General features: G+C 66.0%; 19 protein-coding genes. 1 reads left to right on the top strand and 18 read right to left on the bottom strand.

Annotated elements, in window-relative coordinates; translation table 11 throughout:
• From AB1346_01740 to hisD, 12 genes are all read right to left on the bottom strand, one after another.
• Positions 1-184: aminotransferase class V-fold PLP-dependent enzyme (locus AB1346_01740; GenBank protein ID MEW6719153.1), on the bottom strand; the 184-nt coding region annotated here is incomplete at its 3' end.
• 22 nt (positions 185-206) lie between these two features.
• A complete protein-coding gene (locus tag AB1346_01735; protein MEW6719152.1) occupies positions 207-404 on the bottom strand; it encodes a ferritin family protein in 198 nt (65 codons plus the stop codon).
• Positions 405-454: 50 nt separating this feature from the next.
• Positions 455-1153: a cyclase family protein gene (locus AB1346_01730; GenBank protein ID MEW6719151.1), complete on the bottom strand. Its 699-nt coding sequence runs from the start codon at positions 1151-1153 to the stop codon at positions 455-457.
• Positions 1131-2408 (bottom strand): Tm-1-like ATP-binding domain-containing protein, encoded by a 1278-nt coding sequence (locus AB1346_01725; protein MEW6719150.1) that lies wholly within the window; start codon positions 2406-2408, stop codon positions 1131-1133. The genes AB1346_01730 and AB1346_01725 overlap by 23 nt, the downstream gene beginning before the upstream one ends.
• The gene (locus AB1346_01720; protein MEW6719149.1) at positions 2405-3163 is read right to left on the bottom strand and encodes an N-acyl homoserine lactonase family protein; all 759 of its coding nucleotides are present in this window, start codon (positions 3161-3163) and stop codon (positions 2405-2407) included. The genes AB1346_01725 and AB1346_01720 overlap by 4 nt, the downstream gene beginning before the upstream one ends.
• A gap of 18 nt (positions 3164-3181) precedes the next feature.
• The gene (locus AB1346_01715) at positions 3182-3898 is read right to left on the bottom strand and encodes an ABC transporter ATP-binding protein (protein MEW6719148.1); all 717 of its coding nucleotides are present in this window, start codon (positions 3896-3898) and stop codon (positions 3182-3184) included.
• Entirely contained in the window at positions 3891-4640 is a 750-nt protein-coding gene (locus tag AB1346_01710) for an ABC transporter ATP-binding protein (GenBank protein ID MEW6719147.1), read from the bottom strand. Before AB1346_01710 ends, AB1346_01715 begins: the two co-directional genes overlap by 8 nt.
• Before the next feature lie 4 nt (positions 4641-4644).
• Positions 4645-5661 (bottom strand): branched-chain amino acid ABC transporter permease, encoded by a 1017-nt coding sequence (locus AB1346_01705; GenBank protein ID MEW6719146.1) that lies wholly within the window; start codon positions 5659-5661, stop codon positions 4645-4647.
• A 14-nt stretch (positions 5662-5675) separates the two neighbouring features.
• A complete protein-coding gene (locus AB1346_01700; GenBank protein MEW6719145.1) occupies positions 5676-6560 on the bottom strand; it encodes a branched-chain amino acid ABC transporter permease in 885 nt (294 codons plus the stop codon).
• 75 nt (positions 6561-6635) lie between these two features.
• Positions 6636-7907: an ABC transporter substrate-binding protein gene (locus AB1346_01695; protein MEW6719144.1), complete on the bottom strand. Its 1272-nt coding sequence runs from the start codon at positions 7905-7907 to the stop codon at positions 6636-6638.
• Between the two features lie 48 nt (positions 7908-7955).
• Positions 7956-8735 carry a glucose 1-dehydrogenase gene (locus tag AB1346_01690; GenBank protein MEW6719143.1) on the bottom strand — a complete coding sequence of 260 codons (780 nt, stop codon included), beginning with the start codon at positions 8733-8735 and terminating at the stop codon, positions 7956-7958.
• A gap of 10 nt (positions 8736-8745) precedes the next feature.
• Positions 8746-10020: a histidinol dehydrogenase gene (hisD, locus tag AB1346_01685; protein ID MEW6719142.1), complete on the bottom strand. Its 1275-nt coding sequence runs from the start codon at positions 10018-10020 to the stop codon at positions 8746-8748.
• Positions 10021-10142: 122 nt separating this feature from the next.
• On the opposite strand from hisD, the gene AB1346_01680 reads away from it, so the two are divergent.
• On the top strand, positions 10143-10721 hold the full coding sequence (locus tag AB1346_01680; protein ID MEW6719141.1) for a redoxin domain-containing protein: 579 nt from the start codon (positions 10143-10145) through the stop codon (positions 10719-10721).
• Between the two features lie 94 nt (positions 10722-10815).
• Here AB1346_01680 and AB1346_01675 read toward each other — a convergent pair whose 3' ends face one another.
• The 6 genes from AB1346_01675 to AB1346_01650 form a co-directional block, all read right to left on the bottom strand.
• Positions 10816-10986: a 4Fe-4S binding protein gene (locus AB1346_01675; protein ID MEW6719140.1), complete on the bottom strand. Its 171-nt coding sequence runs from the start codon at positions 10984-10986 to the stop codon at positions 10816-10818.
• A gap of 27 nt (positions 10987-11013) precedes the next feature.
• Positions 11014-11232: a NifU family protein gene (locus AB1346_01670; protein MEW6719139.1), complete on the bottom strand. Its 219-nt coding sequence runs from the start codon at positions 11230-11232 to the stop codon at positions 11014-11016.
• Between the two features lie 77 nt (positions 11233-11309).
• Positions 11310-11948 (bottom strand): CBS and ACT domain-containing protein, encoded by a 639-nt coding sequence (locus AB1346_01665; protein ID MEW6719138.1) that lies wholly within the window; start codon positions 11946-11948, stop codon positions 11310-11312.
• 43 nt (positions 11949-11991) lie between these two features.
• A complete protein-coding gene (locus AB1346_01660; protein MEW6719137.1) occupies positions 11992-12585 on the bottom strand; it encodes a hypothetical protein in 594 nt (197 codons plus the stop codon).
• A 48-nt stretch (positions 12586-12633) separates the two neighbouring features.
• Positions 12634-14463: a LysM peptidoglycan-binding domain-containing protein gene (locus AB1346_01655; GenBank protein ID MEW6719136.1), complete on the bottom strand. Its 1830-nt coding sequence runs from the start codon at positions 14461-14463 to the stop codon at positions 12634-12636.
• On the bottom strand, positions 14460-14665 hold a 206-nt coding region (locus AB1346_01650; GenBank protein ID MEW6719135.1), incomplete at its 5' end, for a hypothetical protein. The genes AB1346_01650 and AB1346_01655, both read right to left, overlap by 4 nt.

The following is a 14665-nucleotide window of genomic DNA, read 5'->3' as shown; positions in this document are numbered from 1 at the left end:
CCGCCCCGATCAGCGCGGCCACCTCGCCCCGCGCCCGGTCCACGGCCCGGATCGCCTCCTGCCCCCGGTCGTGGATATGGGAGGACGGGTTGCCGTACCGCTCGGTGAGGTACGGCATCATGGCCTCGAGGACCCTCGGATCGAGCGGGGTCGTCGATATGTGGTCGAAGAATATTTTCGTCATGTGTCCGTTTCCGGCTCCGCCGTCACGGCTCGACGTGGAACCGGACCATCATCTCCTTTATGAGCTTCATGTGCCTGACTTCCTCGTCCGCGAGGAACAGGAACATCGACTTCACCGCGGGATTGGACGCCTCCCCGGCGCTTTTCTGGAACTCCTCCAGCGTCTCCCTCTCGAAGCGCAGCGCCATGCGCAACGCTTCCTCCATCGTCCATTCCGTCATCGCCGCTCCTTTCCCGGTACGAACATCATAGCAAATCGCCCGGCGGGCATTCACTCCGGCAGGATCGCGACCGCCCGCAGCGGGGATCCGGTGCCCTTCCGGATCTTCAGCGGAAGCGCGATGAAGGTGAACCGCTTCCCCACCACCTTGTCCAGGTTGCACAGGTTCTCGATGTGGTTGATCTCCCTTTCCTTGCAGACGGTGTGGCAAGGGTAGCTCTTGTCGTACCACATGTCCGGGCTGGAGGAGTCCACGCCGAAGTTCACGCAGCCCCGGTCGATGATGTACTCCGTCCCCTCGCGGTCCAGGCCGGGATAGTCCGTCATGTACTGGGGCGTACCGTAATACCGGTCGAACTGGGCCGTGTAGAAGAGGATGGTGTCCCCGGGACGGATGTCGAGGTTCCATCGCTTCAGCTCCTGCTCGATCTTCGCCTTCCCGAACTGCGTCTTTTGAGGGACGTCGCTCACGTCGAGGCAGATCGCGGAGGTGATGCACCGCTCCAGCGGGATCCGGTCGACCGATGGAGCCTTGGGGTCCCTCGACAGGTGGCTGACGGCGTCGATGTGCGTCGGGCCATGGTCGCAGATCAGGATCCCCTGGGTTTCGTAGGAGAACCCGGTGCCTAACTGTCTCTGGCACTCCTCGTGGGACAGGTGGGTCCAGATGACGGTCTTCAGGTGACCCGGGTACACCGGCATCCCCTGGTAGATCTCCTGGCTCAGGTCAACGATCTTTCCGGCGAACATGGCGGGCTCCTTTCGATGGTTTGATTTCAAAACGCCTCGCGCGGTTTCCTTCCATCAGCCGTTCGAGCTCCTCCACAACCGCATCCGCGAAAGGCGGATCGTTGACGTGGTGAGGAAGGAGCCGGACCGGGATCGCGGGATCGATCGCCTCCCGAAGCCCCTTCACGAAGGCCCGGACGCCGGAGGGATTGTACAGCGGTCCTCCTTCGCGGTTCGGCTGCGAGAACCCGCCGAGGGGAACGAGCACCGATGCCTTGCCCGGAGCGCGGTTGAGCCGGCGGGCGACCGTCTCCCCCACCCGCGCCATCTCCCGCGCGGTCGGCTGCACGAAGGTCATCTCCGGATTGTGCCGCATCGTCTTCCTTCCCCGGAAGGCGCTTTCCAGCTCCTCGATACGTCCCGTGACGATGTAATCCGTGCTGCCGGGGACGGCCACCTGGGGAATCCCCATGTCGCAGGCCGCCTCCAGGCGGCCGGGCGCGGCGGCATGGTCCCCCCCGGCGATCTCGTCGGTCAGCTCGTGCAGCGTCAGGTCCACAACCCCCCGGAACGCCCCTTCCCGGATCATCCGCTCCATGGCCGCCCCTCCCGCGCCGTTCGGGTGGAAGGCGACGACATCGTAGCCGCGCCCCCTGAGAAGGGAAACGATGCGCATCCCGGCCGGGGTCGTCGTCCCGTAGATCGTGATGGCCACCCCGGGCTTCCGGCCCGGGCGGACCCTTCCGGCCCGCAGCATCCCCGCGACGGCGCCGGCCGCATTGGAGAGCGCCTGCTTCAGGACGGGGCTCAGGCCGAAGAAGTCGACGACCGAATGGATGAGCGTGACGTCGCTCGTCCCGACGTAGCCCCCGAACGTGCGGTTCCCCGAAGCCATCGTGGAGAGCATGACCTTCGGAACGCCGGCCGGCAGGGCGCGCATCGCCGTCGTCCCGATCAGCGTCCCCTGGGCCCCGCCGATCGACAGGACGCCGTGGATCCTCCCCCGGTCGTACAGCGACCGGGCCAGCTTCTCCGCGCCGCGCATCATCGTCCCGATCGCCTCGCCCTTGCGGTTCGCCGCGACGAGCGCCTTCAGCGGGCGGCCCCCCGCCGCGGCCACACGGGCCCTCGGGATGTCCCCCTCTCCGTGCGGCGACGGAAACACGCCGACGTCCATCAGCAGCGCCCGGAGCCCCTGGCGCTCGACGGCCTCCCGGAGGAAGAGCGCCTCCGGGCCTTTCGTGTCGAGGGTGACGACCAGGAGGACGGTCTTCAAGGCCAGGACGGGCGGCGGAACACCCGGCAGTCGTGCCCCGGCAGTACGATGTCCGCGCGCCTGCGGATTTCCTTGAAGCTGTTCCACATGTCGAAGTAGTTGACGTACCTGCCGATCGGTAAAAATTCGAGGAGGTGCTCCGGGTCTCCTTTCAGGTTTTCCTCGACGAAGACGGCGTCCCCGGCGATCACGACCGTCCCCGCCTCCGTCCGGACGGCGACGGACTGGTGGCCGACGGAATGGCCCGGCGTCGGGAACAGCGCGATGGAGTCGTTGTACGAGTATTCGCCTTCGACCGTGATGAAATCGCATCCCGCGAAGGGCGGCTCGATCCCCAGGATCGGCGCCTCGTAGGAACGATAGTAGGGCGGCAGCGTGGGGTCGAGCGCGAATTCCAGCTCCCTCGCCTGCACATAATAGGCGGCGTTCCGGAACATCTTCATGTTCGAGCAGTGGTCCCAGTGGAGGTGCGTGAAGATCACGGCGTCGATGTCCTCCGGCCGGACCTGCGCGCGCTCCATGAGCAGGAGGTCGATCCTTCCTCCTTCCGGCTGGACGGCATGGTGGTGCCACCGGTTCGCCCGCTCCGTGTCGCACATCCCGGTGTCGACGAGGATGCGCTCCGCGCCGTCCGTGACGTACCAGGCGGTGGACGGGATCCCGACGGTCGTCCCGTTCCCCCGGCCCATGGTGCAGTAGACCCCCTGGTCCACGAAGATGGTCCCGGTGTTGAGCGGAACGATCCGGTACCCCATGGCGCCCTCCTTAGATCTTCAGATCTTCGCCCCGAGGCAGCGCTCCACCTCGTCCATCCGGCCCCGGAGCTCGTCGAGCGTGCCGTGCAGGCGGATCTCCCCCTTCTCCATGATATACGCCCGGAGGTTCCTGGAAAGGCGCATCGCGGCCTCGGCGTGCTGCTCCACGAGCAGGATGGTCACCCCGTCCTCCTGGAGCTTCTTGATGATCTCCATGATCTCGTGGACGATCTTCGGGGCGAGTCCCTCGCTCGGCTCGTCGATGAGCATCAGCTTCGGCTTCGCCATCAATCCCCGCCCGATGGTGAGCATCTGCTGCTCGCCGCCGGAGAGCTTGCCGCCCTCCTGCTTCAGCCGCTCCTTGAGGCGGGGGAAGTACCCGAACACCGTCTGGAGCATCGCGTCCATGTCCTTGTCCTTCCCGCGGACCAGGGAGCCCAGCCGTAGGTTCTCCTGCACCGTGAGGTTGGGAATGACCCGCCGGTCCTCGGGGATGAGGGAGATCCCCTTTCGGGCGATCCGGTGGGGCGGAAGCCCGGCGATCTCCTCGCCGCGGAAGACGACGTTCCCGCTGCGGGGCGCCTGCACCCCCATGATGGTCTTCATGGTGGTGCTCTTGCCGACGCCGTTGCGCCCGAGGAGGACGACGATCTCCCCCTCCTTCACCTCGATGGAGAGGTCGTGGAGGATGTGGCTGTACCCGTAGAAGGTGTTGACGCCCTTGAGCTCAAGCATATTTCTCTTCCCCCAGGTACACCCGCTGCACCTCCCGGTTGTCGCTCACCTCCCTCGGCGTCCCCTCGGCGAGGACCTTCCCCTCGTTCAGCACCAGGATCTCCTCCGAGATCCCCATGACCACGCTCATGTCGTGCTCGACCAGGACGATCGAGAGCTTCAGCTCCCGGTTCAGCTTCCGGATCAGCTCGGCGCACATCGCGGTTTCCGCGACGCTCATCCCGGCCGTCGGCTCGTCGAGCAGCAGGATCTGCGGATCGGTCGCCAGGGCGATGCCGATCTCCAGATAGCGCCGCTCTCCGTGGGAGAGGGTGGAGGCGAGCCACATCCGTTTTTCCAGCAGCTCCACCTGCCGCAGGATGTCGAGCGTCTTCTCGTTCAGCGCGGAGAGCGTGTGGGTCGACCGCCAGAAATTGAACGCGGTCACCCGCGACTGCGCCGCGATGCGCACGTTCTCGAACACGCTGAGGCCCGGAAAGATGTGGGTGATCTGGTAGGTCTTGGTGATCCCGAGGCGCGAGGTCTGGTGCAGCGACAGCCGGGTGATGTCCTTGTCCCGGAAGAACACCTTCCCCCCCGTCGGCTCGTGGACCCCCGCGATCAGGTTGAACAGGGTCGTCTTCCCGGCGCCGTTGGGGCCGATGATCGACTTGAGCTGCCCCTCCTTCAGCGTGAAGTCCACCCCGTCGACGGCGCGCAGGCCGCCGAAATGCCTGGAGATCTTTTCCGTTCTGAGGATCATGCCGTCACCCGCCCTGCGGGTCGGCCCCGGCCTGCTTCCGCAGCCTGGCCATCTTCCGGTCCAATAGGAATACCTGGAGCGTCCCCATGATGCCGCCGGGGAACACCAGGATGATGATCACGAAGATCGACCCGACGAAGAGCTCCCACCGGGGCGTGAAAAGGCTGATCGTGTTCTGGAGGAAGAGGAACACGGCGGCGCCGATCAGCGGCCCCAGGAACGTCCCCTTGCCCCCGAGGATCGTCATCATGACGATCGTGCCGGAGGTGAGCCAGAACAGCGTGGCCAGCGGCACGTAGTTCAGGTACAGGGTGTTCAGGGCGCCGGCGAGCCCGCCGTACAGGGCGGAAAGGACGAGGGTGAGGAATTTGACCAGCGTGGTGTTGAATCCGCACGCCTTCGCCCGCTCCTCGTTCTCCCGGAACGCCCGGAGCAGCCGCCCGAACGGAGACTGCAGGATCCTCCAGGTGACGTACAGCATGATCATCGTGACGGCGTAGATGAAGTAATAGATGGGCCTCGGCTTGTGGAGGGCGACCGAGAACACATCGACCAGCGGGATGTGCGTCAGGCCGTCCTCGCCCCTCGTGATGTGCTTCAGGGGGGAAAGCGCCAGGAAATAGAGCATCTGCCCGAAGGCCAGGGAGATCATGGCGAAATAGACCCCCCGGCGGCGGATGGCGAGCGCACCGATGAAACATGCCAGGAGGACCGACGCGGCGACCGCCGCCGCGATCGCTGCCCCGATGCCGACGTTCCAGTAGCGCATGGCAAGCCCCGCGGCGTACGCCCCCAGCCCGAAATAGGCGGCATGGCCGAAGGAGAGCACTCCCGTGTAGCCCAGCAGGAGGTTGAACCCGAGCCCGAAAAGGCCCCAGATCAGTATCTCCGTCGCCAGCGGGACGGAGACCACGAAGGGGAGCGCGGCGAGGACCAGGGCGGCGCCCCAGACGACGGACGACTGCGGCTTCGGCGCCACTTCCTTGAGGATCGCTTCCCGGTTTTCGATCGGATGCTCCATGGATCGGCCCCTTGTCATTCTCTTCCGCTTTCCCCGAACAGCCCGCGGGGCCGGATCAGCAGGATGACTGCCATGCAGAAGTACATGGCCACGCTGGAGTATTCCCCGGCGATCAGCGAGGTGAACGCCACGATGACGCCGATCAGCAGCCCCCCCACGATGGCGCCGCCGAGGCTCCCCAGCCCGCCGACGACCGTCACGACGAACGCGACCATCGTCATCTCCACGCCCATGTCGGGGGTCGCGGCCAGCATCGGGACGGCGATCGCGCCCGCGAGGGCGGCGAGCCCGGTGCCGATGGCGAACCCGATCGTCCAGATGCCGGAGGTGTTCGTGCCCAGGATCTGGACCATCAGGCTGTCCCGCGTCGCCGCGCGGATGATCATCCCCAGGTCGCTCTTCTTCAGGAAGAGCCAGAGGGAGATCAGGATCGCAAGGGTGAAGACGATGATGAACAGGCGGTAATTGGAGAGGATGACGGGGCCGACGATCGTCGCCCCGCCGAGCGCCGCCGGGTAGTCGACCGGCTTCCCCGTGAGGCCGAAAACGATCTTCACGAGGTCGGGGACGGCGATGGACAGGCCGAAGGTCAGGAGCAGCGGCAGGAGCGGGTCCTTGCCGTACAGCGGCTTCAGGAGGAACAGCTCGATGGCGACCCCCAGCAGCGCGACGATGACCACGGCGCTGGCGATCCCGACCGCGAAGCTGCCGGAGAGGCTCACGGCGACGAACACCGCGTACGCCCCGAGCATGGCGAACGTCCCGTGGGCGAAGTTCACCACGTCGAGCAGGCCGTAGATGATGGAAAGCCCGCTCGCAAGGAGCACGAAGATCGAGCCGAGCGCCAGCCCGAAGAAGAGCTGCATGAAGAACACGGTCCAGTTGATGTCGCTGAACATAAGCGCCCTTTCAGTCCTCCGGAGGGGCAAGCGCGCCCCCCCGGAGGAACTTGACGGCCTGTCCGGGATTCTTTCTTAGGGCAGCTTGATCTGGGAGAACGGAAGCTTCTTCGCGTTGTCCTCGCAGGACATGATGATCGAGTTTCCGGGGATCTCGGCCACGATATCCGCCAGATCCCATCCCTTCGCGTTCTTTCCCCTCCCCCTCACGAGGAGGTAGCTCTGCTCCCGCTGATGGTCGCAGGCGCGCACGGTCTCCGGCCCCTTCGTCAGCGTGTACTTGAGCCCTTCCATGGCGGCGACGATCTTCTCCTTGTCGGTGACCGTCTTCGCCTTCTCCATCGCCATGAAGAGCGCGTTCGTCGCCACGTAGCCGGACTCGCCGTCCTGCTCGATGGGCTGGCCGAACTTCTTCATGTAGGTGTCCATGAACTTCTTCGCGCCGGGGTACTTGTCCTTCAGCCCCCAGTAGAAGGTCATCCCGCCCATGATGTTCTCGTCGTACGCGGCCCCGCATTCCTTCAGCGTGGTCATCGCGGTCTTCGTGCAGACGATCTTCATCTTCTTCGTGAGGCCGAGCTCGCTCATCTGCTTGATCGCGGCCGTCTGGTCGCCGCCGAGGTTGTTCATCACGAGCACCTCGGGGTTGGCCGCCATGATCTTCGTGAGGTACGTGGAGTAGTCGGTGGCGCCCAGCGGATGGTAGACGTTGCCGAGGAACTGCCCGCCCATCTGCTGGCTCTGCCACATCCAGCCTTCGAGAAGGCTGTGCCCCCAGCGGTAGTCCGCGGTCAGCGAGAACCACTTCTTCCCGAGGTTCTCGAACGCGTACTTCGACGTCGCCAGCGCCGCGGAGTACGGGATCACCATGAAGGCGAAGCCGTACTTGCCCTGGTCCGTTCCCAGCACCATGTCGCTCTGGCAGTACGCCACGTACGGGATCTTGTTCTTGTTGGCGAACTCGTTGATCGCCAGCGAGATGGCGCCGGACAGCGTCCCGCCGATGAAGTCGCACTTCTCTTCCTCGACGAGCTCCTTGACACGGCGAAGCGCCACGGCCCCGTTGAGCTGGTCGTCCCGGTGCACCCACTCGATCTTGTTCCCCAGCACGCCGCCCTTGGCGTTCCATTCCTCGACCGCGAGCTGCGTCGCGTTCCGCTGGTCGGTGCCGAGCGCGGAATACGTGCCCGTCAGCGGATGCATCGTCCCGTACTTGATCACGCCGGCCTTCGCGTGCGCCATCCGCGCTATGAAGGGAATGCCGCCCCCCGCCAGCGCCGCGCCGCCAACCGCCGCCCCCTTGAGGAAGTCCCTCCTGGATACCTTGCCGCCCGTTTTCCTTTTCACCTGGGTTCCCCCTTCTCTAGGAAGTTGTCTGCCGATGGTCCCGCTTCATTACCGGATCGTCCACCCCCCGTCCACGTGGAGCACGTGGCCGGTCACCATGTCGGAGGCGGGCGACGCGAGGAATACGACGGCCCCCGTCACGTCCGACGGCTTCCCGATCCTGCCCAGGGGGATGCTGTCGAGCACATACTTGCGGAACTCCCCGTCCTCGAACATCGGTTTGGTCAGCGGCGTCTCGAGGAAGGTCGGGGCGACGGCGTTCACGTGTATGTTGTGCTTCGCCCATTCGAGGGCGAGCAGCCTCGTGAGCTGGTTGACCGCCCCCTTGCTCGAGCAGTATGCGGCCCGCTTCGGGATCGCGACGGCGCCGGCCTGGGAGGACACGTTTACGATCTTCCCGCCCTTCTGCCCGATCATGACCTTCCCTGCGGCCTGGGAGCAGAAGAAGACGGCTTTAAGGTTGACGCCGAGCACCGTGTCCCACGCCTGTTCGGTCACGTCCTCGGCGAACTGCGTTATGTTCACTCCCGCGTTGTTCACCAGGATGTCGATGCGCCCCAGCTCGCCGGCCGCCTTCGCCACCATGTCCCGGATCGCGGGGACGCTCAGGAGGTCCGCCTCCGCCGGCAGCGCCCTGCGCCCGAGCGCGGTGACGGCGGCCGCTGTCGCTTCCGTTTCGGCGAGCGTCCGGTCGGCGACGACGATGTCGGCGCCCTGCGCGGCCAGCGCCAGCGCGATCTCCGCCCCCAGCCCCCGGCCCGCGCCGGTCACCATGGCGACCTTGCCGTCGAGGCGGAAGATCGGCACGGCCGGCGTCTCGGTTCCCATGCGGCGCCCCCTACTTCCTGCCGTACTTGTCCAGCCGCGCGCGGCAGGTGATGCCGTGGGCCAGCATGTTCTCGTAGTTGCACGCCCGCTCGCAGACGTCCGCGATCTTCACGGAGGCCTCGCGGGTGGCGTACTGGTAGGTGACGGTCTTCACGAACTTGCCCACCGAGAGCCCGCCCGTGTACCGCGCCGCCCCCATGGTGGGCAGCACGTGGTTGGTGCCGATCGTCTTGTCGCCGTAGGCCACCGTGGTCTCCTCGCCCAGGAAGGCCGACCCGTAGTTCTTCAGGTTCTCCAGGTAATATCGCCAGTCCCGGGTCTGGACCTCCACGTGCTCGGGCGCCCATTCGTCGCTGACCTTCACCGCCTCCTCGGGAGATCCCACGACGACGACCTCGCCGTTGTCCCTCCAGGAAACGGCCGCGATGTCGCGGGTGGGGAGATCGACAAGCTGCCGGTCCACTTCCTTCATGACCTCTTCCGCAAGATTCCGCGAGAGGGAGACCAGGCACTGGCGGGCGTTCGGATCGTGCTCCGCCTGGCCCAGGATGTCCGTCGCAACGATGGCGGGATCGGCCGAGTCGTCCGCGATGACGAGGATCTCCGTCGGGCCGGCGAGGAGATCGATCCCCACGGTCCCGAACAGCTGCTTCTTCGCCTCCGCGACGTACTTGTTCCCCGCGCCGACGATCATGTCGACGGGAAGCAGCCCCTCCATCCCGTACGCCAGGGCGGCCAGGGCGTGCACGCCGCCCATGCAGTAGATCTCGTCGGCGCCGGCGGCGACCATCGAGTAGAGGGTCGCGGGCCAGAGCCCCTGCCCCTTCACCGGGGGGGAGCAGGCGACGACCCGGGAAACGCCCGCCACCTTCGGGGTGACCACGGTCATGTGCGCCGAGCCGAGCATCGGGTAGCGCCCGCCGGGGATGTAGGAGCCGCTGGACGCGATCGGGACGATCTTCTGGCCGAGGTGCACGCCGCGCAGCGTCTCCACCTCGAACGAGACCAGCCGCGCCATCTGCTCCCGGGCGAAATTTCGGATCTGCGCCTGGCAGAAATCGATATCCGCGACTTCCGTCGCGGGAAGCTTGGCCTTCGCCGCCCGCATCTCCTCTTCCGTGACCCGGAAGCTTTTCGGGGCCCAGCCGTCGAACTTCCCGGAATAATGCCGGACGGCCTCGACCCCTTCCCTGCGGACCTTTTCGAGGATCTCGCGCACCGTGTCCTGGACGGCACGGATGTCCTCGATCTGCTTCTCTTTCGGCTTCTTCAGATACTCGCCCATCCCGCCGCCTCCGATGCGGTCAATCCACGACCGTTCTCGTTGTTTTATCGCCGACGAAGTTTAAACCATCCTCGACATTATAATCAAGAAACAAGGCATAATGATCCGGTGAGGAGGATCGGATGATACGGTACCTGCGCACCCGGAACGGAGTCGGCGCCCTGCCGCTGGTCATCATCCTGGTCGTGGCGCTCGCGGCCGCCCTGTTCCTTTACAGGAGCTGGCGGTCCGGAACGGAAGGAGGCGCCGGCCGGGAAGGGCCCGGCTCCCCGGCCACGGGACCGCAGAAGGCGGTCGCGGCGCCCCCGTTCACGCTGAAGGACATCAGCGGGAACGTCTACGCCTCGTCCGGATTCGCGGGAAAGCCGACCGTCATCAATTTCTTCGCCACGTGGTGCCCCCCCTGCCGGGAGGAGATTCCCGGCTTCAACGAGGTGTACCGGAGGCACCGGGAGAGGGGTTTCGAGCTGATCGGGATCGCGCTCGACACGGACACGCTGGACGCGCTGCCCGGCTTCCTCGCCGCCCAACGGATCGAATACAGGATCCTGATCGGGGACCTCGCGGTGGCGAAGGCGTATTTCGGGGTCAGCACGATCCCCACGACGTTCTTCGTGGGGAAGGACGGGATGATCCGGAACGTCGTGGTGGGCTATATCGGCCAGGAGGATTTCGACCGGGAGGTCAGGAAACTGTTGTGAAGCGGCCCGCCTCCCGCAGGGCGGAGGAGGGCCGGATAAAGGAAGGGGGGCGAAAAGGTGTTCTTCCGCCCCCCTCTTTCATCGAACTCCGACGTTACGCCGGAACGCACGCCGACGCGGGGCAGACGTTCGCGCAGGCGCCGCAGTCGGTGCACTCCGCGGCGTTGATGACGTAAATCGGGTCGCCCTCAGAGATGCAGCTGCTGGGGCATTCCGGCGCGCAGGCGCCGCAGGCGATGCATTCTTCCGTGATCTTGTACGCCATGACTCCTCCCTCTGGATCTGTTGTTTGTTATACGGACTCCACCCGCTCGACGGCAGGGATCCGCTCCTTGAGTGCCGCTTCGATGCCGCCTTTCAGCGTCATGGTGGCCATCGGGCAGCAGCCGCATGCGCCCGTCAGGCGCACCTTCACCACGCCCCCTTCGACCGCGACGAGTTCCACGTCTCCCCCGTCGGCCTGCAGGGCCGGGCGAATCTTTTCCAGTACCTGTTCCACTTCGGCTTTCACTTTGTACCCTCCTCGCACCGGAATTCGGTCCGATATTTAAGATGCCCCCGTAATGTTGCCCGGTTTCCCCCCGGGGGTCAATCGGCGGACAGAAGCTGGAACCCGGCCTTCTTGATCGCCGCCTTGAGCACCTTGTAGTTCTTCGCCTCGATCCGGATGATGTTGACGATCTTGTCCGGCTCGTCGTGCGGCATCGTGGCCAGCGACACCACGTTCGCGTCGAAATCCTTGAGCAGCTTGAGCAGCTCGAGCAGCTTCCCCGGCAGGTTCGGAAGCACCAGCTCGACCCGGTATCCGGGGCCGTTCACCCCCATCCCGTCGATGAAGGCGTCGATGATGTCGGTTTCCGTGATGATCCCGACGAGCTTGCCGTTGTCCACCACCGGCAGGCAGCCGATCTTCTTCTCCCGGATGATCAGGGCGGCTTCCTCGATGGGCGTCGTGGAAGAGACGGTGTAGGGCCGCCGCGTCATGATCTGCTTCACCTTGATCTTGTCGAGCAGGTAGAAGATCTCCCGGATCTCCAGCGCGGTCGCCGAGGAGGGAGACGCCTGCTTGATGTCCCGCTCGGAGAGGATCCCGACGAGCTTATCGCCGTCCTTCAGCACGGGCAGGTGACGGATCTCGTGCTCCTTCAGCAGATCCATCGCCTTCTTCATCGAGTCCCCTTCGTCAACGAACACGGGAGCGGGCTTCATCCTGTTGGCGACGATCATGGCGTTGCCTCCTTAAGAGAGGGGTAGGGATTTCCGGCCCGGATCAGGTGAAAAAACGGCGGACCAGGCCGAAGGCCCGGATCACGTCGACGTCGGACACCATGATGAAGGCGGCCTTTTCCCGCTCCCATAGAACGTACGATCTCCCGTCCTTCTCCCCCGAGAGGAGCGACTCCTCCGGAACGTCCGTCCGGTCCCTGCCTCCCAGGAACCGCTCCGGGCGGAACACGATCAGGAGGAACGAACCCGTGTCGTACCGGAACCGCAGCGCCGCCGCGGGCCGCTTCCGCACGGTTTCCCGCCCCAGCCCGGTGACGACGAATCCCGCCGCGTCTCGGGGGAGCTGCACCGGGACGCCCGAGATCTCGAGGATCCGCTTTTCCGCAGTATCGATCTCCACCGGCGCGGCGCCCGCGCTTTCCGCCGGGAGGGCGGCATAGATGCCGATCGCCTCGTCCGTCAGGGCGTCGAACCTCGGCGCGCCGGCATCCCGGAAGATGCGCCAACCCACGACCGCCAGCGTAATCGTCAGGAAAGCCAGGACGACGGCCGGCCGTGGGTGAAAATCCAGTACCCCCATCAGGGAGGATGTCTCGGACAAGCGGCGCGCCGGGTCGCGGTTCGTCATGGTAGCCATTTCGGATGCCCCCCGGTGCCGTTCCGCCTATTATATATTCATTTTACATCACCACTCCACAATTTCCACCCCGAGATCCCGCAGGAGCGCGCGGGTGGCCGAATGGGCCTTCCCGCGGACCAGGAAGACCTTCCGTCCCTTCCCGCCGGGTCCCGGCGGGAAGGAGACCGCGGCCCCCGACAGGCGGACCGTATAGCCGGAATCCCCCCCTCCGGACAGGATGTGCTCCTTCCGGGATTCCACCGTTCCTCCCGCCGCCTTCACGATCCGCTCGAAGACCTGGCGCCCCGACTCCTGCTTCCCCACGTGGATCACGGAGTATCCCGTATCCTTGAGGATGGTCCGGATGGCGCCGGAGATCTTCCCGGTATCCACCACGTGGGTCGTCCCTCCCGCCCTGAAGGTCCTTTCGGGCTGCACCGTGAGCTGGAAGCCCGCGCGGGCGCCGCCGACCTGCAGCCGCTCGGTCTCCGACGGGACGATGCCGAGCACGTTCAGGGTGAAATCCGCCGCCGCGAGGCCGCCCCCTTCGGGAACGATCAGCGCCACGGGAGCTCCCCGGTCCGCCTCCTCGCCTTCGATGCCGACGAGGAATCCCTCCTTCGTCCCGGGATTGTCCGCATACGGCAGCACGCGGACGCCGACCCTCCGGGCGAACCGGATGACGGAGGCCAGCTCCGCGGAAGGTTTTTCCGGGGTTTCCTTCAGAAGCACCAGGTCGCCGGCAAGGAGGCTGTCCGGCGTCCTCTGGATGACCCACCGGGCGGGCAGCACGACGGAGACCGTCTCGCCGATCACCAGCGGGCGGGAGAGCCCATCCTTCACGGAATGGTACCCGGACACCCGCAGGATCCGGTCGATCGCCTCCCCCGCTCCCCGGGCCCCTTCGAGGGAGACGACCTGTATGTATTTCCAGTTCTCCGTGATGGCGTCCCGGACGCGCGCCGGCAGCCCGCCCCGGAAATCGATAAGCGCCGCTTCCCCGCCCTGGAACTTCACCAGGGGGAAGTCCGGCAGCAGGAGCACAAGCTCCTCCCCGGAGGGGAGGGGAAGGAACATCGTCCCCTTGTCCATCCACGCCTCGCCGAGCGCGTCGAAGACGTCCGAAAGCAGGCCGCGGTACGGGGAGGTCGCGGGCGGCGCCGCGGTTTCCGCTTCCGGCGCCTTTTCCCCCTTGCCGGTCCCGAGGACGGAAACTTCCGGCGGGGAAGCCTGCGGGGCGAGCAGCTCGGCCGGCGGCTTCCCGGCCGCCTGCGCGTCCTGTTCCTGCGCGGAGGCGACGTCCCGGGTCAGCGGAGCGGACGCCGTCCCGGCATCGGGGGACGGGGGCGTAGCCGCTTCCGCAAAATATTCCTCGGTGGGAAGCCGCAGCGTCTTCCCCGCGTAGATGAGGTCCACGTTGTCGACGGAACGGTTGAGCTCCCGGGTGGCCTCGAGGTAATCCTTCAGCCGGCTGCCCGGAACCCCGCGGGAGGCGAAGATCCGGGACAGGGAATCGCCCTTCCTCACTTCGTAGGGGACCGTTCCTTCCCGCGGGGCAATCTCTTCCCGGTCCGGCGCCGGGACGAGGATCCTCTGCCCCGGCGTGAGGCGGGACGGGTCGGCGATCTGCGGGTTCGCCCGCCGGAACTCCTTGAGCCGCTCCGCGTAACGTTCCGGAGTGAGGGGGAGCGACCGTCCGAGGATCTTCCAGAGCGACTCCCCCTTCTCGACGACGTGCGTCTCGAAGAAGCTGCGCTTCCCCCCGGCGGTGTCGGAATAGACCTTTTTCTCGAAGAAGATCTGGGGGCGTCCCTCGGTTTCCTGCGATGCCGCGGGGCGATCCGGGAACAGCAGGAATAGCGCGAGGGCCGCCGGAAGGAGGGGCCAACCTTTCAATACCCGTCTCCCGTGAAGGTGGAGACCCCCGCGTCGACCCCGATGGTCTTGTACATCTTGGGGCTCTCCCACGGCTCCCCGAGGATCCCGTCGTGGATCGCCCACGAGCGGCCCCGGACGGTCCGGGCGTGCTCCGCCCTCCGGAACGGGGTGCTTCCGTCGAGCCGCCGGAACAGCTCTCCCCCCGGCTGGAACTCGCTGT

It is taken from the genome of Thermodesulfobacteriota bacterium (assembly GCA_040758155.1).
Lineage (GTDB): Bacteria > Desulfobacterota > Deferrimicrobia > Deferrimicrobiales > Deferrimicrobiaceae > UBA2219.
This window is presented reverse-complemented; position numbering and strand designations above follow the sequence as displayed.

Bases quoted from the DNA above. Each gene is read 5' to 3' on its own strand.
- AB1346_01710 (MEW6719147.1), bottom strand. From the start codon at position 4,640: ATGATCCTCAGAACGGAAAAGATCTCCAGGCATTTCGGCGGCCTGCGC.
- AB1346_01660 (MEW6719137.1), bottom strand. From the start codon at position 12,585: ATGGCTACCATGACGAACCGCGACCCGGCGCGCCGCTTGTCCGAGACA.
- AB1346_01730 (MEW6719151.1), bottom strand. From the start codon at position 1,153: ATGTTCGCCGGAAAGATCGTTGACCTGAGCCAGGAGATCTACCAGGGG.
- AB1346_01690 (MEW6719143.1), bottom strand. From the start codon at position 8,735: ATGGGAACCGAGACGCCGGCCGTGCCGATCTTCCGCCTCGACGGCAAG.
- AB1346_01700 (MEW6719145.1), bottom strand. From the start codon at position 6,560: ATGTTCAGCGACATCAACTGGACCGTGTTCTTCATGCAGCTCTTCTTC.
- AB1346_01665 (MEW6719138.1), bottom strand. From the start codon at position 11,948: ATGATCGTCGCCAACAGGATGAAGCCCGCTCCCGTGTTCGTTGACGAA.
- AB1346_01705 (MEW6719146.1), bottom strand. From the start codon at position 5,661: ATGGAGCATCCGATCGAAAACCGGGAAGCGATCCTCAAGGAAGTGGCG.
- AB1346_01735 (MEW6719152.1), bottom strand. From the start codon at position 404: ATGACGGAATGGACGATGGAGGAAGCGTTGCGCATGGCGCTGCGCTTC.
- AB1346_01720 (MEW6719149.1), bottom strand. From the start codon at position 3,163: ATGGGGTACCGGATCGTTCCGCTCAACACCGGGACCATCTTCGTGGAC.
- AB1346_01715 (MEW6719148.1), bottom strand. From the start codon at position 3,898: ATGCTTGAGCTCAAGGGCGTCAACACCTTCTACGGGTACAGCCACATC.
- AB1346_01675 (MEW6719140.1), bottom strand. From the start codon at position 10,986: ATGGCGTACAAGATCACGGAAGAATGCATCGCCTGCGGCGCCTGCGCG.
- AB1346_01680 (MEW6719141.1), top strand. From the start codon at position 10,143: ATGATACGGTACCTGCGCACCCGGAACGGAGTCGGCGCCCTGCCGCTG.
- hisD (MEW6719142.1), bottom strand. From the start codon at position 10,020: ATGGGCGAGTATCTGAAGAAGCCGAAAGAGAAGCAGATCGAGGACATC.